The sequence below is a fragment of the Paenibacillus sp. FSL R5-0749 genome, assembly GCF_038595085.1.
Lineage (GTDB): Bacteria > Bacillota > Bacilli > Paenibacillales > Paenibacillaceae > Paenibacillus.
In genome coordinates this window covers 1,147,658-1,167,708 of the sequence record NZ_CP152005.1, presented here as the reverse complement: position 1 = coordinate 1,167,708, position 20,051 = coordinate 1,147,658, and the positions used below count along the sequence as shown (strand labels likewise).

At 44.7% G+C, this 20,051-nt stretch carries 21 protein-coding genes; 4 read left to right on the top strand and 17 right to left on the bottom strand.

Going from position 1 to position 20,051, the window contains the following annotated elements:
• Positions 1 to 330: 330 nt before the first annotated feature.
• Positions 331 to 864: a hypothetical protein gene (locus MKY85_RS05135; protein ID WP_339239937.1), complete on the top strand. Its 534-nt coding sequence runs from the start codon at positions 331 to 333 to the stop codon at positions 862 to 864.
• 151 nt (positions 865 to 1,015) lie between these two features.
• On the opposite strand, the gene MKY85_RS05130 is transcribed toward MKY85_RS05135, so the two are convergent.
• The 17 genes from MKY85_RS05130 to MKY85_RS05050 form a co-directional block, all read right to left on the bottom strand.
• Positions 1,016 to 1,294 (bottom strand): hypothetical protein, encoded by a 279-nt coding sequence (locus MKY85_RS05130; protein ID WP_342571985.1) that lies wholly within the window; start codon positions 1,292 to 1,294, stop codon positions 1,016 to 1,018.
• 36 nt (positions 1,295 to 1,330) lie between these two features.
• Positions 1,331 to 1,612 (bottom strand): hypothetical protein, encoded by a 282-nt coding sequence (locus tag MKY85_RS05125; RefSeq protein WP_342571984.1) that lies wholly within the window; start codon positions 1,610 to 1,612, stop codon positions 1,331 to 1,333.
• 263 nt (positions 1,613 to 1,875) lie between these two features.
• Positions 1,876 to 2,445: a hypothetical protein gene (locus MKY85_RS05120; RefSeq protein WP_342571983.1), complete on the bottom strand. Its 570-nt coding sequence runs from the start codon at positions 2,443 to 2,445 to the stop codon at positions 1,876 to 1,878.
• Positions 2,446 to 2,847: 402 nt separating this feature from the next.
• Positions 2,848 to 3,951 (bottom strand): toxic anion resistance protein, encoded by a 1,104-nt coding sequence (locus MKY85_RS05115; protein WP_339259098.1) that lies wholly within the window; start codon positions 3,949 to 3,951, stop codon positions 2,848 to 2,850.
• Positions 3,952 to 3,965: 14 nt separating this feature from the next.
• Positions 3,966 to 4,697 (bottom strand): hypothetical protein, encoded by a 732-nt coding sequence (locus tag MKY85_RS05110; protein ID WP_342571982.1) that lies wholly within the window; start codon positions 4,695 to 4,697, stop codon positions 3,966 to 3,968.
• A 153-nt stretch (positions 4,698 to 4,850) separates the two neighbouring features.
• Positions 4,851 to 5,891, bottom strand: coding sequence for an ATP-grasp domain-containing protein (locus MKY85_RS05105; RefSeq protein ID WP_342571981.1), 1,041 nt, complete (start codon positions 5,889 to 5,891; stop codon positions 4,851 to 4,853).
• Entirely contained in the window at positions 5,888 to 6,715 is an 828-nt protein-coding gene (locus MKY85_RS05100) for an HAD family hydrolase (protein WP_339259094.1), read from the bottom strand. Before MKY85_RS05100 ends, MKY85_RS05105 begins: the two co-directional genes overlap by 4 nt.
• Complete coding sequence (locus tag MKY85_RS05095) at positions 6,712 to 7,863, bottom strand: cysteine protease StiP family protein (protein ID WP_342571980.1); 1,152 nt, start codon at positions 7,861 to 7,863, stop codon at positions 6,712 to 6,714. Before MKY85_RS05095 ends, MKY85_RS05100 begins: the two co-directional genes overlap by 4 nt.
• Before the next feature lie 10 nt (positions 7,864 to 7,873).
• Complete coding sequence (locus MKY85_RS05090) at positions 7,874 to 9,274, bottom strand: phosphoribosyltransferase family protein (RefSeq protein WP_342571979.1); 1,401 nt, start codon at positions 9,272 to 9,274, stop codon at positions 7,874 to 7,876.
• Complete coding sequence (locus MKY85_RS05085) at positions 9,210 to 10,406, bottom strand: HpcH/HpaI aldolase/citrate lyase family protein (RefSeq protein WP_342571978.1); 1,197 nt, start codon at positions 10,404 to 10,406, stop codon at positions 9,210 to 9,212. Before MKY85_RS05085 ends, MKY85_RS05090 begins: the two co-directional genes overlap by 65 nt.
• Positions 10,407 to 10,544: 138 nt before the next feature.
• Positions 10,545 to 11,282, bottom strand: coding sequence for a TerC family protein (locus MKY85_RS05080; RefSeq protein ID WP_339259088.1), 738 nt, complete (start codon positions 11,280 to 11,282; stop codon positions 10,545 to 10,547).
• Between the two features lie 29 nt (positions 11,283 to 11,311).
• Positions 11,312 to 12,556 carry a TerD family protein gene (locus MKY85_RS05075; RefSeq protein ID WP_342571977.1) on the bottom strand — a complete coding sequence of 415 codons (1,245 nt, stop codon included), beginning with the start codon at positions 12,554 to 12,556 and terminating at the stop codon, positions 11,312 to 11,314.
• A 21-nt stretch (positions 12,557 to 12,577) separates the two neighbouring features.
• Entirely contained in the window at positions 12,578 to 13,159 is a 582-nt protein-coding gene (locus MKY85_RS05070; RefSeq protein ID WP_264934654.1) for a TerD family protein, read from the bottom strand.
• A gap of 113 nt (positions 13,160 to 13,272) precedes the next feature.
• A complete protein-coding gene (locus tag MKY85_RS05065; protein ID WP_090917591.1) occupies positions 13,273 to 13,848 on the bottom strand; it encodes a TerD family protein in 576 nt (191 codons plus the stop codon).
• Between the two features lie 61 nt (positions 13,849 to 13,909).
• Positions 13,910 to 14,503, bottom strand: coding sequence for a TerD family protein (locus tag MKY85_RS05060; protein WP_339259079.1), 594 nt, complete (start codon positions 14,501 to 14,503; stop codon positions 13,910 to 13,912).
• Positions 14,504 to 14,541: 38 nt separating this feature from the next.
• Positions 14,542 to 14,988: a tellurite resistance TerB family protein gene (locus MKY85_RS05055; protein ID WP_339259077.1), complete on the bottom strand. Its 447-nt coding sequence runs from the start codon at positions 14,986 to 14,988 to the stop codon at positions 14,542 to 14,544.
• 420 nt (positions 14,989 to 15,408) lie between these two features.
• Complete coding sequence (locus MKY85_RS05050) at positions 15,409 to 16,698, bottom strand: galactokinase family protein (RefSeq protein WP_339239932.1); 1,290 nt, start codon at positions 16,696 to 16,698, stop codon at positions 15,409 to 15,411.
• Positions 16,699 to 16,974: 276 nt separating this feature from the next.
• Between MKY85_RS05050 and MKY85_RS05045 the strand changes: the two genes are divergently transcribed.
• From MKY85_RS05045 to MKY85_RS05035, 3 genes are read left to right on the top strand one after another with little or no spacing between them, the layout of a single operon-like run.
• On the top strand, positions 16,975 to 18,231 hold the full coding sequence (locus MKY85_RS05045) for an MFS transporter (RefSeq protein ID WP_342571976.1): 1,257 nt from the start codon (positions 16,975 to 16,977) through the stop codon (positions 18,229 to 18,231).
• Positions 18,232 to 18,290: 59 nt separating this feature from the next.
• Positions 18,291 to 19,217: a DUF2268 domain-containing protein gene (locus tag MKY85_RS05040; protein WP_342571975.1), complete on the top strand. Its 927-nt coding sequence runs from the start codon at positions 18,291 to 18,293 to the stop codon at positions 19,215 to 19,217.
• On the top strand, positions 19,192 to 19,962 hold the full coding sequence (locus MKY85_RS05035; RefSeq protein ID WP_342571974.1) for a MerR family transcriptional regulator: 771 nt from the start codon (positions 19,192 to 19,194) through the stop codon (positions 19,960 to 19,962). The genes MKY85_RS05040 and MKY85_RS05035 overlap by 26 nt, the downstream gene beginning before the upstream one ends.
• Positions 19,963 to 20,051: the final 89 nt, after the last annotated feature.

The following is a 20,051-nucleotide window of genomic DNA, read 5'->3' as shown; positions in this document are numbered from 1 at the left end:
TTTTTATATTTCATTAGGAATGGCCTGGACAAAACGTCCAGGTCTCTTTTTTTTCAGTTGTTAGGTGTAGTTTATTTGTAACAATTTACCTGTATTTATATCCATTCATTATAAATCAATATCTATACACCCGAAAACAGATGCCTGCAAAAATAAGCAGAAAGTCTGTAATTTCGTTTGAATAGCTAAATAAATTTGAATTCATCTAGGCCGTTTTGACCAGATAAACCAGTGATATGCTTAATTATGGGAAAGAAATGAAGCGAGTAAGCATCATTTTGGATATAATTGCTCATACTACCTTCAGGAAATTATCGAAGGAGTGACAGTATGAGATTAAAAAGTATGATTGCTGTTGGAGCTGTGTTAACTTGCTCAACTTTGTTATGGGGATGTGGCAATGGCACTGCGAATAATGCTTCCCAGCAGCAGAATGACACCGTCCGATCGGAGAGTTGGAGCGATCCCAAACGACTGGAAGCTTCCCATCTCGAAGCACTTGAGCGTATGGAGAAAGATCATATCCACCGGATGGTTTCGCTTAGTGCAAGCACAGATGGAGACAAAGTAATGACCGTGCTTGATCGGTCGAGCCAGAAGCTGGAGGAGATGAGACCACTCGCCGAAATGCTCCAGCATGAAGGACATCCCGCTTTATTACAGCGAATTCAGGACATGTCAGGTGATATTCAAGGTTCCAAATCGGTCATTGCCGAGATGAAGAAATTGCCTCAGGATGGCAAGATTAAGATTCAATCCGAGAATTCCGATTCCTTGCATCACATCAGCAGCTTCCGCGATTACCACCAGTACATTCAGGGAAACGTACAATCTTTGAACAAGAATACTCATGATTTACACTAAACAGTATTGGTTCTGTTTACCCGAGTGACTCATCCTTGTAAAAAAAGCAAGGCTCTTTTATGAGATTAGTTACACTTCTTTATATGCAAAAGGTTAGACTGTGACGAGTAGTCCTGACCAACTCCCCTCACGGTCTAACCTCACTTCTCTACTACTCACTCGCACCCAGATACGTCAGTAACCCCGCCAGCGTCGTCACAATAAAGATGTGAATCCATACGTTGGCCGCTCCATACGACATGTTAAAAAACCCCAAATAGTTAAAAGAATCGCCTCCGTAACTACCCATTTGGAATATGAGTAGCATACACAGCAAAATACTGAACACGACCACGGTCAGCGCTCCGGCTTTTAACCTTCTGTCCTCATCCATTCGAAAAATCAACAAAACACCAAATACGAGCGCAATCAAAAACACAATAAATAACATACGGAATTGATCTCTCCTTATCTCTCTAGTTGTCTGCTACTCTACCCATAGAGATACCCAGATGAACATCGTGAATAACAAGACGGGCACCAGAGCACCTGTGGTTAAGATAATCCATAATGTCGCGGGCTTGATCCTTTGGCAGTATGCATCGATCTTACGCATTCGATCTTTACGCCATTTAGCGAACCTGAGCTGTCTGATCATCCGATTCAGAACAGTTTGTCTCTGCTCGCCCTCTTCGAATTCTTCGACCGCACGCCGTAACTCCTCGTATAATTGAGCCTCTTCCTGCCTTGCTACTGTAGGTGTAATCATCTGAACCTTCCTCCCATGAGCACATTATTGAGAGACCGCACCTGACCTTATCGAACCTCACTAACACGCCTATATATTTGTATTCCCCACCTAAATATGCCACTACATTACTTAAATAACACATTACAGACCTGCAAAGTTTGACGTTTTCACAAAAAAAATGAATAAACCAAAAAGCCCGGCATGGCCCGGACTTGGATTAATGCACACTTCATTATTATTTTGGATGGTTGACCTTCCACCAATATATCAGAGTCATAAATCTACCATCTTTTGTTATTGTAATCTCCCATATGATTATCGCTGATATTCCCCAGCCTATCAAATGTATCCTTGTATATTCGAATAATCGATTGAACCTTGCTAAAATCAGGGTCTTCGGGTCCGATGCCTTCCATGAACATTTTTTGAATGATCTCTTGAAAAAACTCCACTCTTGCATGAATCTGCTGCTGTTCTTGCTGAAGTATCTCTTCAAAACTATGATTTTCTATGTAACTCATGAGACCATCATCACCCTGATATGAACGATCATCGATTCGAGGATTTACTTCGAATTGTTCCGGATCGTCAGGCTGAAGATTTACGGTAGTTCGCAAATGAGATAGCATGATCTTTTCTTTTGCAAGCATCACGTGAAAATCCTTGTTCTTCAGCAAGTCCGCAACAATTAGGCTACACATATCCCGATTCTCGATTAGAATGCCATCAAATGGATGCAATGTCCAATGTCCATTGGACCAAAAAAGATTAAAATTAAATAACTGACTGCCGTATTTGTACTGAATGTTAATCTTGGTCTCGTCAATAATTTCGAATGAAAATTCCAGCATGTTAAGTAATCTCCTTCACACACTTCCAAAGTTTACCTTCATTCTATCAAACGCTCCATAAAAAATACAGAAGTTTAACGGTCATTCAACTCCGCAATCGACTCAGCCTTCTCGCTACTTGCAACAACGATTAATACACAGGCAATACCGGCAATAATGAGAGATAGCATACCCCTGGCCCCTTTCATTATGAAGCTGCAACATATATACATATGGTATGCAATAGAATGCAGTATATGCCCAGTATTCCCGCTTGAAAAATTGAATAAACCTGCATTGATCTCGACCTTAAGGATTTCTATGAATTCAAGCTATAGACGCAAAAAAGAGACGCACCAGCGCCTCTCTACTTCAATCCTATGAAAAAAATATGAAACTCAAACATAGAAACCAAATGTAAAACTAATCCAAATAAGAGCTTAACGAGTTGGCATCGGGTTGGTTTTTAGATTGAATATTCCCCGCCTTGGGAGCCTCCAGCCCCAACCTTTCACTCATGCCTGCATTGAGCGCAGTCATCTTGGCTGTATAGTCATTACAGCTCTCGATAATGCGGCGATTGGACTGCTCAGACAGATCGAGAGCAGACATCAGATCTCCGATGGCCTGGTTCACCGATTCCATGGACATGGCCGGTTTGGCTAACAAATCATTGGTCTTTTCTGTCGTTGTACGCAGTAATCTGGCATTTTCCTTGAACTGTTCTTCAATTGTTTTATTGGTTGCTTCCACAGCGGAAATGACCTTTTCCTGATCATTCAAAGCCATGGCAATCATGGCAGATACCGTAATCAGATTGGCTGTCTTATCAATGGCATTGTTCACGGAATCAATAAGTTTATCATTATTATCATTAATAATATCCGTAGCTGCAATAGCTTGATTATACAGCATGATCATTTCGGTCATGGATTGAGTGCGGGTAACCACCTTACGCAATCCACGCTCCAAGTGAGCCTTGCGGCTCTCATTCTCAGGCTTGGCAATCTCTGCCTCAAACAGATCCTTCAACTGATTACCAAAAGCAATTTTGGTTTGCAGGTTATAAATCTCCTGAATGGAAGACCGTTTTAACTGACGCATACTCACAATGCTCTCTTCCAGATTGTCCTTCCCATCCCGTAAACCATTAATAATACTATCAATATTGGTTCGCACAGACTGGTAACGGTAGACATAGTTCTTCAGTGGACTTTTGCGCAGTAACCGCCCTACAAAACTAACGTTTTTGCTCTGCTGTAAACTTTCACACTCATCTCTCAGCTTCAAGATCATCGTGGACACTTCAGCCCGATTGCCGGACATGAGATCATTCACAGGTCGATCCAGCATTTTCAGCGTTTGTCCCGCTTTTTCCTGTGTCTTCACACCCAGCTTGCCGATATCATCCATTAATAAATCCAGTTGAACAGCATCGGTTTGCGATACCTTTTGAATTAATTGGGTTGCCTCCTGATTAATCCGCTGCTGGTCATCCTGTTTTAATTGAATATATTCCGTTGCCATACCAACCATCCCTCCTATAATTCGGAGCTATTATACCTTTGATGAATAAGCTCTGCTTTGTTCTGAAGCTCCAATAGATCTTTATGTTCGATTGTAGATACAATCTCTGAAATCTTGGAATCGACATCCTTCAGGCCATTTAACAACATTCTGCGATTGGTTCGCTTGGCTTCTCCACTCAAACGGAGAAAAGGGTTAATAAAACCATTTAAATCTTTCAAAATCAATCTGCGCATCGTATGGTTAATATCCCCGTTGTTTAACTCTTTCAGTGCCGGAATGACTCGCTGCAATCTGGCAAAAAGGGCTAATGACTTCTCCACAATTTCATTGTCCAGTTCATTTTTTTGGCCCTCAGAGATCACCATATCTTCCAAAACTTCGAGATATTCAATGACTGGACCAAAAATAGGATCTGATTCTTCTTGTTGTGGCGAACGTCCTGCTTCCGATCGTCCAGAGGTTTCTGCACGTTCAGTGGTCGGACTGACCTCCTGGTTAGCAGATCGATTACCCACAGCTTGTTCCCCTGCTCCGCCGTTCATTTCAACAACTCTTCTGCGATCGGGGTCAGAACCAGATGTCTCAATGATTGGCCCAGGGGGCCTTGAAGGAATTATACCTCCGGCCATTGTCGCCAAAGCCGGGATTGCCCATGATACAAATTCAGGAACAAAGGGACTGCTTACAGCCGCAAGGCCATATCCAATCAGCGCACCCAGCCCGATTTTTGTTATGCGTAACATCGTTTATCCTCCTGCCTGTAACAACACATGATATACAATGAACAAATGAAGACTGCACTTGATCACTTGATTCCTGTGTAATTATCAAGATCATCTTCATAATCGTATTGTAAGAAAACCAGTCAGAAGGTGTCAATGTTTGGAAACTAATCTCTAATGGCTTCTAACTTTCTGCGTATCCATAATTAATGGTTGTTCCACATGACTTCCCAATATACCGTATTGCGGAGAAAGGGGGCCGACTTCATAACCCAGAGCCAGCTTCACAGCCAGATATGGGAAATTGATTCCCGAAAGGCAGGACACATGTAATCCCCCGGACATTCTTGGATTAATCTCCAGAAGTTTCGGAGTCTCTTTACGATATTTCATCTGGATGTTGAAGTTATATGGAATGCGATAAGCAGCAGCAACATCACTTGCAATTTTTAATAGTTCAGCATGCTCTTCAAGCCTTCTTAGTCGTCCACCTGCTTTGCAGCGAGGCACAGCCGCGAGCAGATTCCCCTCACTGTTAGCCAAACAATCTATACTGTATTCATAACCTTCGAGACGTTCCATGACCATAATGTTTGGAAAGGACTCCACAGTAGAAAAGGCACGGAAAGCATCTTCAAAAGAGATACGGTTCTGAGTGTGCCCAAACAACTCTTCCAATGGATTACGACTATTGTCGATCACCCGGAATCCCATGCCGCCTTCACCATTACATGGTTTGAAACACACCTCATGTCCAGTGTTGGAAAGTGCATCATAGGCCTGTTTGAATTGGGAGGCATTGCTGACAGTGAAGTAATCCGGAATATTCATGATTCCCAGTTCACGTACAGATTCATAGAAACGGTCTTTCTCCATCAATTGTTCCAACAACTCTGTATCCTTGCAAACCAGAACCTTGGTGCCGATCTCTTCGAAAAGATGAGCATTCTTACTGATATCCAGCATATGGAGACGTGGGATAAATATATGGATCTGATGTCTACGACAAAAATCAAGACAGAAATCAACATACTCTTTTCCCGTAACCTTTGGTTCCAACTCCGCATGATCACATCCCTGGAGTGCCATGTTATTCGGATCGGAATGCGTGCCGTAGATCTCGAACTGCATACCATCTTCGTTGTTTCGAATCAGATTCATATAGTGATACGCCACCGAGAACCAACGATTAAAATAAATACGGGTCTTGTTCATGAGACAGCATCTCCTATCGCAACATGGTGTGTAGAGCGGACATATTCCAATATCTCATCGGCGGCAAATATACCGGATTGTTCGGTGAACTGGTAAGGGATCACATCGGGATTCCGCTGCTTCTCCCGGTAAAGTTCGCCATGCCGTGGAGCAATAGCATAATCTGCGAAATCGAGTAAACAACGATCCAGTAAAGAGTCCCCAGAGGCTATAACAGGAACATGTCCGATCTGCTGTCGAACATGTTCTACCGCAGCGCTCTTGTTCACTCCAGAAGGAACAAGGTACAGCTTGCGCCCTTGGATGGAAGCCTCCCATCCCAACGCTCCCAACGCCTGAATCTTCTCTGTAACTTGCTCTAACGGCATACGGTCACGATGAATGACAAAGGCATAGAACAACTCATCACATAGTCGCTCCCCTGCAACCCAGTCGCTGTTCAGCACATCACCAAACATCTGTCTTACCTCATCTGCCGTAGCCGAATGCTGTTGAAGCTGAGAACGAACATATTCGTTCCAGGCCAGGTCCACTTCACCGTTAATTAGAATATTTCCACCATTACTCGTTATCGCATAAGCCGGAATGACATCCTGCTGAAAAATCCGAATACGCTGGTACTGCTCCACTGTCCGTGTAGTCACAGGGATAAATATAATATCTTCGGGGAGAGTCTTGAGACGATGCAACGCCTCGGCTGACATAAAGGCTGATAATTCACCACGAATCCATTCGGCTGGGACGAGTCCTGGGGCATCCTCGGAAACGCCCATCGAACGCCGGGAATAGATCAGGGTCTGATCCAGATCACTTGCATAAATCATTCGCCGCCCCCCTTTACCGATTGAATAATACCGCAGCATGAATAGCTCAATCCAGGGAACACTTCAACCGGGACACCCCGGTCTTGTGCGAGCAGCATAATATGTCTCAGATTAGGATTGTTCGGACGATCAATCAGGATCTTCCAAGGTACACGGCGCAATAGTACCCGCGTCGTCTCTCCGATCCCTGGCTTGATCAGATTCACATCACCGATACCGAATGCCTGTTGAATGGATTGGATATCCTGCATTCCCTGCCAGGTCACTTCGGGGGGATGAGCAAGTGCTTCATCCGCTTGAAGGGATGCCTCCTGTTCAACTTTGGCAAAGTAATCAGATACCTGGTCCACAAACACGTTGGACAGATCGGATGAAGCCCACTCTTTGTACCACTTGGCTCCATGGAAGTCTTCCGGTCCGATGAGGTCATCCCGCAGTACGGTACGGCTCATTAGGCCGGATACGGTTGAGTTCAGACAAGCGCTTGGGATCAGGTAATCTTCTCGGGTTCCATATGTAGCCGAGCATTGCCCGGGATCGGCCAACACGGCAAGATCATCATCCAATCTGATGCTATAACGTTCATTCAGGCTTTCACAAGCTTCCACCAGCACCTTGCGAATGGCTCCCTTGCCTGTCCAGCCATCAATGAATTGAATAGGTGCATGGAGTCCATGCTGCTGCCCAATATATAGAATGGCGTTCTCATCAATCCCTTTTCCACGAATAATGGAAATACTGTAATGAGGCATATCCACATTATATTTCATGGAAATATAACGTTTGACCAAAATGCCAATTGGCGTTCCGGCACGAGCGAGCGAGACCAGAACGGTATCCAGTCCCCTCTTGCGCACGATCATCTCCGCTACAACGGCGGCAGCCATAGCGACCTTCTCTGCAGATTGCGCCAATGTATCATGGAACAACTCAATATATTCATCCGTAGGGTGATACTCCACGGGCAGCATTTCCGAATAATGCACACCCGACTGAATGGCTTGTTCACGCTCTCCGGTCTCTTTTTCCAACTGAATATGACTTAAATCCTTCAACAGAAATACAACGTCAGACGGGTCATAACTGCCTAGTGGGTCAGGTGATTTAACTTTGCGCTTCAGCACACTCTCAATTGTAGGTAAGTTCATAGCTGTCTTCTCAGCCCTCCTGTGGAACACCGCAGTACACCACGTATATTTGCTTACATCCGAGTTGGGACAATACATCCAGCATAGGCTGCATTCGTTCTTCAGACATATGTCTTTCCATCAAAACAAAAATCTCATCATATTGCCCAGGTAATACATTGTATATATAATTGCGAACAGTCGGATCTTCTGGCGAAGCATATCCTTCACCTGCAACAACTGCATATCCTGGACGATTCACCGTATGGATTGGGCTCCGAGTCGTGGACTGATACATCACCCCGTCACCCATCTCAGCGGCAACTCGCATCGGAATATGCATAAACTCCCCTGTACCCATCACAAGGGTATGCCGGCCCTTCCTTTTTTCTCGCAACAGGGCTGCGATCCTGGAGATACCTGAGTCCAGACCAGCATTATGACTTGAATGAATGCCGAATCGGCCTGTGTACCGAAGATAAGGAGCCGACCAGCGATTCCCCTTCGAATCCGCAGATACAGCGCGCCATGGCTCCAGTTCACCGGCAACAGATATAACATGTATCAACGATGCGGATTCAGTACCCGTCTTCTCTCCAGAAGCATCGATAGATGGTTCGCCCATCACCTGAATTTTTCCTTTTAACAAGCATAGTGGAGTGATCGTTATTCCAAGTTCATGTTCCAGTGCTGTGAATTTCTGCTCATCTGCATCAGTCCGCCAATCCAGCAAAGACGCAATATAATATTGTTTGCGCGGATAGGTGCGCTGGATATCCCGAATAATGTTCAATGTGGTATTGCCCGTTGTGATCTCATCATCCACAAGAACAAGAGGTCCACCCTCTGCGAGTGATTCCGAGTCCAGAGCGTAACAGCGATGAGACATCGCATGAGAATGCTCCTCCTCGAATTGAATATCCGGCTCGATTTCAGGCAGGTACTCTCTTGTGGAATGAATATACGTTGCACGATCAGCGAACAGCTCGTACATGCTGTGTCCCAGAGCGGTAGCTGTCTCGGCAAAACCGACAAATCTCACGTCTTCAGGCAAAGTCATCTGAACTTTCATTAAAGACTCATAAGCCTCACGAGCTTGATCCGGATCAATTAATCCGCGGACCATGCATTGTTTCCACGCTGCAATTCGTTTGTCTTCTCCTTGACTTAAATCTTCATACAGCAGAACCGCCAGAGCCGCTCCGCTGAGCAGTGAAGTATACGGATTGACGGCAATATGCTTGCCAAGCAATTTACTGACAAAGAGAAATGATCGTTTTTTATTCAATCGAGCCGCCATGGAGAACAGATTCTCCAATGGAATTTCCAATGGATTATGTGTGGTCTCAATCGTGACATGGAATTGATCAAGAATAGGAAACGTATGTTTGTTCATGTTTGGGCAAGAGCCCGACATAATGCTGCTGTTCATGTAACACCCCATATATTTGTGATCGGATTAAAATTCGTTTCGCCCAACTCAAGTGTGGTTTAATCTCGTTCATCTTATTGGTATACGTGCTTTTGAAAACACCCATGCTTCCGTCATTACGGCCTACAATGCCCTGTGCGTCCATGAATTCTTCATGCGTTACGACATACATCGCCTGAACGGGCTTGATCTGTGTTGGATGAATGATCGTTTTTCCGACAATGCCATTCTCCTTATCCATCATGACCTCACGCATGAGTCCATCCATAGAGTTAGAGATGTATTTCATTCTCAGGTTCTTGCCCGGCTTACCTAGTGATTCTTCGAATGGCGTCTGTCTTAATTGGGGCTTGAATACACGCTCCCGCTGGCTAAAATACTCCCATACCGGCCCGGATATTACATAACCGTTGTCTGCACGTCCATATAGATTGATGATATCGGATATGCAATCACGTATGGTTGCAATATCATATATCGTGAGTTCCGGACTTCTTCTCAGACCAAACAAGCTTGAGAAATCCGTTGCACCAATTCGGATGTTCAGGATATAGGGAGCATACTCGTCCACAATCTGTTTCACTTGGATCAATGTATCCCAGCGTGTTTCCCGATAGATTACACCCGCTGTCTCCAAAATAGGCATAGCGTACAGGAGTGGATGAGTACTGTCTTTCTGCTGATTATATTCGTGAACAAGCTGCAGATAAGCCCTTCCATTCGTACAGTCAAACTTGGGAAGTGCCACACCTGTTAACAAGGTCATTCGCTCACCTAACACCTCAAAAAGATGTTCCAGCTGCTCCAGGGACCTCGTCCGGACAAAAAGCAAAGGCAATTGATTGGGCGATAACTTTCCCGTCTCCAGGTGCCCTGCTAGAAATGTAAGCTGCTGCGCCAAACATTGCTCCGCAAATTCTACTTGCTCGTCACCTACTGCATCTTCCAGGTCAATGATGATGGTCGTGAGTCCTTCATGCTTACCGTTCATAATATCGTCCGCAATATGCGGACGGGTGGCTGGCATGTACAAAGCAGCCCCAACAGCATATGCCAGTATTTCTTTGGAGGTTCGATGACTAAACGATACGGGTGAAGAAAAAAATAGCGCTTCTTCCTCCTCAGAGTTCAAAAAATTAAAATATTTCAGGTTATTCTCCTCCTTGCATCTTCTGACTTCAAGTCAGTCTGCATGATGAAATGAATGCTGTCGGGGTATAAAAACCAATCCCTCCAAGAAGCGGAGGGATTGAGGGCAGAGTTACATTTTTTAAGAGGTCTGACCTTTGTTTTCCTTTTTTCTTCTTGCCGAACCGAGGAGAATCGCTCCAGCAAATACAGCGACCAATAACGAGAAGAAGATCACGTTAGAGATATGGAAACCAAAAGCACTCAACATCATTTTCACTGAAATAATAGCAATAAGGATAAATGCCGCTTTTTCCAGTTCAGGAAACTTGTCAATAAGTTTAAGGAAGATCTGCGCAACACCACGCATCATGAGTACTCCGATGATACCTCCGAGGAAAAGTACCCAAATCTGCTCACTAATACCAAACGCCGCAATAACACTGTCAATACTGAAAGCAATATCCATCAGTTCGACCATGAGTACGGTTTTCCAGAATGAATATTGCTTGCCTTCCTGATTCTCGTCTTCCTGAGACTTGAATAGTCCTTTGTAGGCAATGTATAACAGGTATAATGCTCCGAGCACTTTGATCAAGGTGATCTTCACGAGGAATGTCCCCAGCCCAATCGCAATAAACCTGAAAATATAAGCTCCTAAGATACCATAGAATAATGCTCGCTTCTGCTGTTCCTTGGGCAGATGCTTAACCATAACAGCCAGTACCAGCGCGTTATCCGCAGACAGAAGCCCCTCCAGCAAGATCAAGCTACCAATAATCCCCCAGCTTACAGGGTCAGATAGTGTGGCTACAATCTCGGTCCAAGAGAAGAAATGGCCGTAGTTCTCACTAATGCTTTTAAAGAAATCACTAAACATGAAAAGGCAGCCTCCGCTAACTCAAATTGTTATTTACTGCCGGCAGTCCAGCGCATTCCCCACCCATGGGCTTCATCCAGGGCGCGGTGTCCATTGTAGAACTGGACAATTCTTTCAATACTGAACGTCTCATCATTCACGTTGCGGAACATGGCAATACCACACATTCCCAAGGAACTTCCATGTTCATTCATGCGGACGATAATATCAGGACCGTCTTTCTGGTTAATCGTTACGACTCCATCAGCCTGTGACCAGTTTTTGACACCTTCATAAATGTAAGTGAACACGAGGATACGCTTGATATGAGCAACACGTTCACCATTAATACGAAGATTCTCTCCAGTCCTCACTGACCCTGTCCGGTCATCCCCGTCCAGAGCTATGTACGGATATCGGTTAAGGGACCCGAATGATTCTCCAAGAGCCTGTATGACCCCTTTACTGCCATCCATCATTTCATAAAGGCAACCGAGATCCAGATCCACACTCTTGTTTCGCCCGAACAGCCCTCGGTTGGTCTGTTGATTCCAGTTGAGATTGATTAAAATCTCTCCGAGTCCTCCTGCATTTTTCTTCAGGTTAATCGTATCGCCTTTTTTCTTCAGCTCAATCTTGTTCAGATTCAGTTCAATCTTGGGTTGAGGCGGTTGAGCTGGCGGAGCCGGAGGCTTCGGCGCTGGGGGCTGAGGTACAGGAGGAGCAGATTGTGAAGATGAAGCATTATCCTCGACGCTCACGCCAAAATTGCCACACAATGCATTTAGTCCCCCGGCAAAACCGGAGCCAATCGCATTAAACTTCCATTCTCCGTTATGTCGATATAACTCGCCAATGACGATCGCCGTTTCCACGGTAAATCCACTAGCCAGATCATATCTCAATGCTTCCTGTCCGTTACTGGCATTCCCAAAGCGAATATAGGTATTCTGAACCTGACCAAAGCTTTGGTTTCTGGACTCACCTTCATAGATGGTCAGACTGAACGCAATTTTCTCAATACGGGCAGGAATTTTGCTCAGATCAATATCAAATTGCTTTTTGTCCGATTGCTGCGGTGTATCCTTGTACGTAATAAATGCCGTTGTTGGCTGGTTATAGAAGATAAAATCTTCATCACCGGATACTTTACCACCAGCCCCGAGAAGGAATGCAGATGTATCAAGTTCAAGCGCTGAAGGAGAATCCCAACCAATACCAATCGTAAGACGTGAAAGTCCCGGATTGGTTTTGGTCAGGTCCGTTTTTTGCCCTTTGACGACAGTTACAGCCATAACAGATTCACCTTTCTTCTCCTATTTGGCATCTAATCCGTAGTTCTCGCAGAGCGCAGCAAGTCCACCGGCGAAACCACTACCGATTGCCTGGAACTTCCAATCGGAACCTGAGCGGTAAAATTCACAGAAAACAACAGCCGTTTCCGTCGAGAAGTCTTCTCCCAGATCATAACGCAGAACTTCACGTTCGTTGGACGCATCTACGACGCGAACAAAAGCGTTGGACACCTGTCCAAAATTTTGTGCACGTGCTTCATAATCATAGATCGTTACGGTAATACCGATCCGGGTAATATTCGCAGGAACTTTGCTGAAGTCTACGATAATCTGCTCATCATCGCCTTCTCCCTCACCTGTACGGTTATCTCCCGTGTGAGTTAGTGACCCGGCACCGCCCGTTGGATTGTTGTAAAATACAAAATCGTCCGTTCCTTTGGCTTTACCGTCTTCATGAAGCAAAAATGCTGAAGCATCCAAGTCAAAATCGACTCCGCCGCTATATTTATTGGTATCCCATCCAAGGCCCACCACAACTTTTGTCAAACCAGGGTTTGTTTTGGTCAGATCAATACGTTGTCCTTTAGCCAAACTAATTGTCATATATTCGTCCACCTTTCTTCATGAGAGATGCCTACAGTAATGAAAAGGAAAACCGTCTAATCGACGGCTTCCCTGTCTTGTATAAGGTCAGAAATGGATATATTCACTGGAGCCTATTGCAAACCATAATCCCGTGTAAGGCCAACCAGACCATCCTGATAACCGCTACCAATCGCGCTGAATTTCCACTCACCGCTATGACGGTACAACTCGCCAACCACAACACCTGTTTCAATGGAGAAATCTTCACCAAGGTCGAAACGGATCAATTCCTCCGAATTCGCTTCGTTTACGATACGTACATATGCGCGGGATACCTGTCCAAAATTCTGGCTGCGCTCCTGTGCTTCATAGATGGTAATGGTGAATGCAATTTTCTCGACATCTGCCGGAACGTTAGGTAGGTCGATTTTTACTTGCTCATCATCGCCATCCCCTTCACCCGTACGGTTGTCACCCGTATGAACAACGGAACCATTTTCATTTTGCGGATTATTGAAGAAAATAAAATTCTTTTCTCCGTTAACCTTACCGTCAGCATTCGCACAGAACACGGATACATCCAGGTCAAAATCCTTGCCGCCATCATACTTATTGGTATCCCAGCCCAAACCTACAGTGATTTTGGCCAACCCCGGATTTGTTTTGGTTAAGTCGATCTTCTGACCTTTGGATAGATTGATAGCCATTCGATTCATCTCCGCTTCACGATATAATTAGATGCAAAATTGCATTATGCGTAATCATTTACTACGTATAACGACGAGCAAGCTCATCGATATGTACCGCATGAGCACCTTCACCGATTGCAGAGAATTTCCACTCTGCACCATGTCGATACATTTCGCCACAGATGAGGGCTGTCATGCCTGAATAACTATCGGATAGGTTAAACTTGACCAGCTCTTGAGAGTTTTTCCCATCCAAAATGCGTATATATGCACGCTCAATCATGCCAAAATCCTGTTTGCGATTCACACAATCATAGATGTTTACAACGATAAGAATTCTATGAACATCGGCAGGTACGGAGGAGAGGTTGATTCTGATTTGCTCATCGTCTCCTTCACCCTCGCCCGTTAGATTATCTCCTGAATGAACTACAGATCTACACAAACTTTGCTTGTTATGGAAACAGACCAGATTGGTTTCCTTCGTTAGACGACCATGCTCATCCAACAGCAATGCCGAAGCATCACAATCGATATTCGCCTGCTTCTTTCTTCCGAAGAATCCCTTGGAGGCTACTGGGTCCCAACCCAAACCGGCGATGACTTGAGTTAATCCTGCTTTGCCCTTGGTTAGATCGATTTTCTGTCCCTTGACCAAATTAATACCAGCCACTGATATTCACCTCCTTTCATCTTCAGATGCCTAGAGGGCTACAGACTAAATTCACCCGGATTCAAACCAAGAACCGTGCAAATTTCAGCTACGACTCTGCGCTCTTGATCATCAAAATTACCATCAGCAGCACCAATCGCACTACACACACCTACAATGACACGGCCGACTTCAGGCTTCGACTTAAACTTGGCAATTGCTTTCAAAGCTTCCTGTTTCCCGATCTCGGGAGAAAACTCGAAGTTATTGACATAATGATTGAAACGTTCGATAACAACCGCCATATCAAATACTTTCAATTCCTGACTCAGATTTATGTATCCTGCCATCTTATTCTTTTCTGAAGCATCTACGCTTCCATCCGCAAAAGCAACCAAGGCACAGCCTGCTACTACCGCATCCATAAAATCTTTATTCTTGAATCGTTTAACCTGGTCCTCAAGACCTTGCTTGGTTGAGTTAAGCCAGTTTCTAAATGAGCTCATATCCATCCCCCGTTACTAGATTCATTGCTTTTAAAACTAGCAAAATCCAATATTCATCTTTACATCCTAATTCATAGAAAAAAATAGTTAAATTATCCCTTAACTATACTCTATATTTTGTCATTTTTCTACATATAAAAACAAAAATCACTTCAATCCCCTGAAGTATGTTTTAAAGGGATATTATCTATTATTTAAATCCGGTACATTTTATTACAAATTTCGACACGAAAAAGAACGCTCTCTTTACAATCCTATGTTTTGAGGGTGTTTTGAGTAAATATATACATCATTTTCATGCACTAATCTTGCATTTCGCATAACAAAAAGCGGTAATTCACCCTGACCATATCGGGGGCAAATAACCGCTTTTTGTTACATATGAGATTTCAGTTCAGCCATTCTTCGTATCTGTTTACATTAGGCAATCAATGCATTCAGGCACACCGCACCCTGTGCACGCACATTAACAACAATAATTGGCGTGTCCAACATGTCGTGCATCCAAGACATATACTCTTCCACTTTTTCGTTCGGAAGAATTGTAAGGATAACCCCTGCGAATCCACCACCATGAATCCGACAAGCGCCGTCGCCCAGGTTTTGCAGATAATTCTCGGTCAGTGCCAGCGCGATGCCAATCTCTTGCTCCTTCACAGCACCACTCTGATATACATTCTGCAGCCACTTCCATGACGAGTTACCGGACGCGGTAATCAGTTTCAGGAAATCAGCAAAACGTCCATCCCGCAACGCCTGAACCTCTCCATCGACACGATTATTTTCCTCCAGGAAATGAAGCGCACGCAGCACGGCACGATCTCCAGCCGCTTCACGAACCTTCTTGAGGTTGGCGTAGATTGCGTCTGCCGTAATTTCCCGAACATACTCACTGCCCAGCGCCTGAGCAACCGCTCTCATCTCATTGGGCACAGCCGCGTAATCTTCCGTTAAATCGGCGTGGTTGCCACCCGTATTCACAATGACCAATGAGTACCCATTCTGTTGGAAATCCCACTGAACAGGCTCGATAACCGGCTGTGCAGGATTTTCAAAATCAATGGCAATCAGTCCGCCGTACGCACAAGCCATCTGATCCAGCAGACCGGAAGGTTTATTCCAATAATGGTTCTCCGCATACTGACCTATTTTGGCCAAAGTGACAACATCCATTGCTCCATCATTATAGAAGTGATTCAAAATCGTACAGATCAACATCTCGAATGACGCCGAAGAACTCACTCCAGATGCCGAGAACACGTTACTGGAGAGGTATGCTTGGAAGCCGCCTACCTTATATCCGAATTCTCCAAATCCCGCAGCCATACCGCGAATCAATGCTGTTGTGCCATCGTCTTCCGTATTTGGCGTGAGGTCCGTGAGATCGATTACATATTTCTTGTCATAGCCTTCTGAGTAAAAGGTAATTACCGACTCCGCAGTTGGTGCTGCCACTGCAATTGTATCCAGCGTAATGCTGCCCGCCAGCACTTTACCATGGTTATGATCGGTGTGATTGCCGCCAATCTCACTGCGTCCTGACGCGCTGAACAACTTGCTTCCTTCTTGTGCGCCAAAGTACTCTTCGAACGTTGCGTTCAACTTCGTGTAACGTGCAGTCTGTTCCGCTACTTGTGATTGTCCATACATTTGGGCAAGCAAGGCTTGACCCTCCGTGGATTGGATCAGATTCAATGGTTGTGTCGTCATTAATAATCCTCCTATGGATGTGCAGCTTTTATTTTTGGGCTGTTGGTGAACATCGTTGTCGCATCTGTTTCATGCCTTATTCCTCTCCCATTATCTCAGCTTCGCAGCGGAAAAGGTAGGGTAGAATTGAAAGTTTGTAAGCGTTTTGTGAAGTTATTTAATGTAAAAATAGGATTGAAAACCATTTTGCAATAACTTACATTGTTATTAAGTGAAAACACATTATTTCCCAATCTTCTTGTAGCTATGCTTTACATCTTATTGGTGGAGGGAACGATGAAAATCAAATCGAACTATACCAAGTTATTTGGTGCATTCTCGCTGACATTTTTGGGTGATGGACTCACGCTTGCTGCGGTTCCTTGGCTCATATCCACACTTACAAGCGATACGCTGTATGCCTCTGTTACCATGACGGCACTTCGTCTCCCCTGGCTTCTCTTTAGTCTACCCGTAGGTGTTCTCATTGACCGATACTCACGCAAACGTATGCTAATTGGGGCTGGCTTTACACGAATGATTCTTCTGCTTGCTCTGACGTTATGTATCTGGGGAGGATGGGTGAGCATTCCGATTCTGGCTCTGTTCATGTTCGGGATCGGGCTTAGCCGGGTCGTATTCGACAGTACGGTGCAGACGGTCATCCCTCAACTGGTAGATGAGAGTAAGTTGGAAAAAGCCAATGGGCAGTTCACCGCCGGACAGTTAATCACAAGTGATATTCTGGGCGTTGCTCTGGGAGGGTTCATTATAACCCTGCATATTGTTTTTCCTTTTGCCATAGACGCGGTAACGGCTGTTATTGCTCTGCTCTTTTTGATCAGTTTGAAGGGAAACTTCTACCCAGGAGATACCGAAACAACCAAGAAGCAAGTTCGCCCGATGATGAATTGGAAACGCGAGATGTGGTCCGGTATTCAATATGTCTATCATGATCGTTTTCTCCGCGGATTAGCCATTCTGTCTGTCACCATTACGCTGATGTATTCGATCATTCTGGCTACTCAGATCTTCTTTGTACGAGATGTGCTTCGGTTGGATGCTTTTGCATTCGGTATGCTCATCTCCATCGCAACCATCGGCAGCATTGTAGGAAGCCAGGCTGTTGCATATATGCGCAAGAAATGGAGTACAAAACAATTAATTATCTCCTCCATTCTGTGCATGGGAATCATCTACGGTGTGGTGGGTCTTACTACTAATGCGTACTTGGTAGGCAGTCTGTACTTCTGTGCTGCATTTTTCATTATTGTCTACAATGTGACCCGTTCCTCCATCCTGCAACGTTCCGTTCCTAATGAGATGCTTGGCCGGGTCGGAAGTGTGTTTCGCTTTCTATCCTTTGGCATCAGTGCTATTGGTACGCTTCTCGGCGGATTATTGGTGCGGGTTAGTGAAACGACGTTCGATCGCGTATTCTCGCTGCAACTCCCTTATCTCTTGCTAAGCTTGATCTATATCCTGTCTGCGCTAGTATTCACGATAAAGATGAAGAATCATGCAGAGAGCCAGCAGCCTAACATCAACGCTTGACTGTTACGTTAGGTCATACTTGATAATGATCTCATGCTTACATGAGGGAGAGATTAAGGATGAAAATTACCGCGTTACGTTCAGATCAAATTTATGAAGAGATCCTCCAGGCTGCACCCGATAAGAAATTGGAGTTATACCGCGAGCGAATGATGGGTCCCTTTATGAACAAATGGAACATTCAACAGATCCCGTTTCGATCTCAAGAGCCTAATGGCTTCGATGTGATCACGATGAATAACTTTATGAATATCGCTCCCGCAGATATCACACCTGAGATTAACGAATCGTTAGCTGCGATCTCGTCTGAAGCATTTTGGCAACAGTGTCATGAAGCTGTTCATACGAGTCTATCCACCTTTATAGAGCACGGAATTGAGCTATCGGTCTCCGAATATCTATATACCATTTTATTGGGTGATAAGAATAGCCCTTCACTGACCATGAACGAAGGCATCAGCGGAGATGGTGGAATCCCAGGTTACATTATTGCGAACCTAATCCCGAGTAGATATACTCTACCTCGTATGCAATCCGTTTTAGCCCATGAGTGCAATCATAATGTGAGATATCAATATATCCAGTGGAATCCACAGATTACGCTTGGCGAGATGGTTGTTAGCGAGGGGTTGGCTGAGAGCTTTGCGACATCCCTGTATGGAGAAGAGTTGCTAGGCCCCTGGGTAGCCAAAACGGATATGGGGACTTTGAACAACGTAATCAAACCGAAGATGAAAGATCAGTTGCATGTCACTGGTTTTGACCAGATTAATCCGTATCTATACGGCGATGAACTTGCCACACTGCAAAATTTCACGCCCGTAGGTATGCCCTATGCGGCTGGCTATGCCTGCGGTTATCACCTAATTCAATACTACTTGAACAAAACAGGTACACCGATCACCGAAGCAACTATTACTCCGGCAAGTGTTATCCTTGCTGAAACAAAGGACTTTTGGAATGAAGACACCCTATTTCACCGTTAAATATATTATTCAGATCACAGGCATCACCAAACGCGCATTACACTATTACGATAAAACGGATCTCTTGAAACCGAGCAAAGTCGAAGACAATGGCTATCGGTATTACGATCAAGAGGCACTGGGGGATCTGCAAATGATCCTCTTGTTCAAAGAAATGAATTTCTCCTTGAAAGACATTGCCGCCATGATGCAACTTTCGAAAGGTGAACAAAAAGATATTCTAAAAGAGCACCGCAGTACACTCGTTCAACGCAAACAAAAACTCGAAACCATCATCGACCAGTTGGACGAGTATGTGGATGGGACAGATATCTCTCATCTTCATCTGTTTGACGACTCTTCCATTCTGTCCATTCAAGAACAATATGAATCTGAGGCAAAGTTCATCTACGGAGATACTGAGAAATATCGGGAATTCGAAGCGAATGTGAACCAGCTGTCTGCGGAAGAGCAAGAACAAGCCTACCAGCAGTTTTCGATCAACATGGAGCAGGTATTTCGGGAGTTGGCGAAGCATCAGGATCTACCTCCTGCTTCTGGTGAGGTACAAGTGTTAGTGCGTGAATGGAAGAGTTGCCTGGAGCAGTTTATGGTCTGTGATGCTGAGATTTTGAGATGTATCGCAGAAGCCTATACGACGGATCGTCGCTATGCGGGTTATTTCGACCAGTTTGGTGATGGGGACTTTTTGAGGTTTTTGTATCAAGCGATTATGTTTTATGTGGAGGGTGGGGAAGAACTTTGAGTCCCGTTTCCTAGTATTAGTATGGTTTCAAAAGTAGACTCCACAGTAAATGTCTCCCCTGCGTATTGTGCACAACGTCCATTTATCCC

Excerpts from the sequence above, each read along its gene's own strand:
- MKY85_RS05135 (WP_339239937.1), top strand. The coding sequence starts at position 331 with ATGAGATTAAAAAGTATGATTGCTGTTGGAGCTGTGTTAACTTGCTCA.
- MKY85_RS05130 (WP_342571985.1), bottom strand. The coding sequence starts at position 1,294 with ATGTTATTTATTGTGTTTTTGATTGCGCTCGTATTTGGTGTTTTGTTG.
- MKY85_RS05125 (WP_342571984.1), bottom strand. The coding sequence starts at position 1,612 with ATGATTACACCTACAGTAGCAAGGCAGGAAGAGGCTCAATTATACGAG.
- MKY85_RS05120 (WP_342571983.1), bottom strand. The coding sequence starts at position 2,445 with ATGCTGGAATTTTCATTCGAAATTATTGACGAGACCAAGATTAACATT.
- MKY85_RS05115 (WP_339259098.1), bottom strand. The coding sequence starts at position 3,951 with ATGGCAACGGAATATATTCAATTAAAACAGGATGACCAGCAGCGGATT.
- MKY85_RS05110 (WP_342571982.1), bottom strand. The coding sequence starts at position 4,697 with ATGTTACGCATAACAAAAATCGGGCTGGGTGCGCTGATTGGATATGGC.
- MKY85_RS05105 (WP_342571981.1), bottom strand. The coding sequence starts at position 5,891 with ATGAACAAGACCCGTATTTATTTTAATCGTTGGTTCTCGGTGGCGTAT.
- MKY85_RS05100 (WP_339259094.1), bottom strand. The coding sequence starts at position 6,715 with ATGATTTATGCAAGTGATCTGGATCAGACCCTGATCTATTCCCGGCGT.
- MKY85_RS05095 (WP_342571980.1), bottom strand. The coding sequence starts at position 7,863 with ATGAACTTACCTACAATTGAGAGTGTGCTGAAGCGCAAAGTTAAATCA.
- MKY85_RS05090 (WP_342571979.1), bottom strand. The coding sequence starts at position 9,274 with ATGAACAGCAGCATTATGTCGGGCTCTTGCCCAAACATGAACAAACAT.
- MKY85_RS05080 (WP_339259088.1), bottom strand. The coding sequence starts at position 11,282 with ATGTTTAGTGATTTCTTTAAAAGCATTAGTGAGAACTACGGCCATTTC.
- MKY85_RS05075 (WP_342571977.1), bottom strand. The coding sequence starts at position 12,556 with ATGGCTGTAACTGTCGTCAAAGGGCAAAAAACGGACCTGACCAAAACC.
- MKY85_RS05070 (WP_264934654.1), bottom strand. The coding sequence starts at position 13,159 with ATGACAATTAGTTTGGCTAAAGGACAACGTATTGATCTGACCAAAACA.
- MKY85_RS05065 (WP_090917591.1), bottom strand. The coding sequence starts at position 13,848 with ATGGCTATCAATCTATCCAAAGGTCAGAAGATCGACTTAACCAAAACA.
- MKY85_RS05055 (WP_339259077.1), bottom strand. The coding sequence starts at position 14,988 with ATGAGCTCATTTAGAAACTGGCTTAACTCAACCAAGCAAGGTCTTGAG.
- MKY85_RS05050 (WP_339239932.1), bottom strand. The coding sequence starts at position 16,698 with ATGACGACACAACCATTGAATCTGATCCAATCCACGGAGGGTCAAGCC.
- MKY85_RS05045 (WP_342571976.1), top strand. The coding sequence starts at position 16,975 with ATGAAAATCAAATCGAACTATACCAAGTTATTTGGTGCATTCTCGCTG.
- MKY85_RS05040 (WP_342571975.1), top strand. The coding sequence starts at position 18,291 with ATGAAAATTACCGCGTTACGTTCAGATCAAATTTATGAAGAGATCCTC.
- MKY85_RS05035 (WP_342571974.1), top strand. The coding sequence starts at position 19,192 with ATGAAGACACCCTATTTCACCGTTAAATATATTATTCAGATCACAGGC.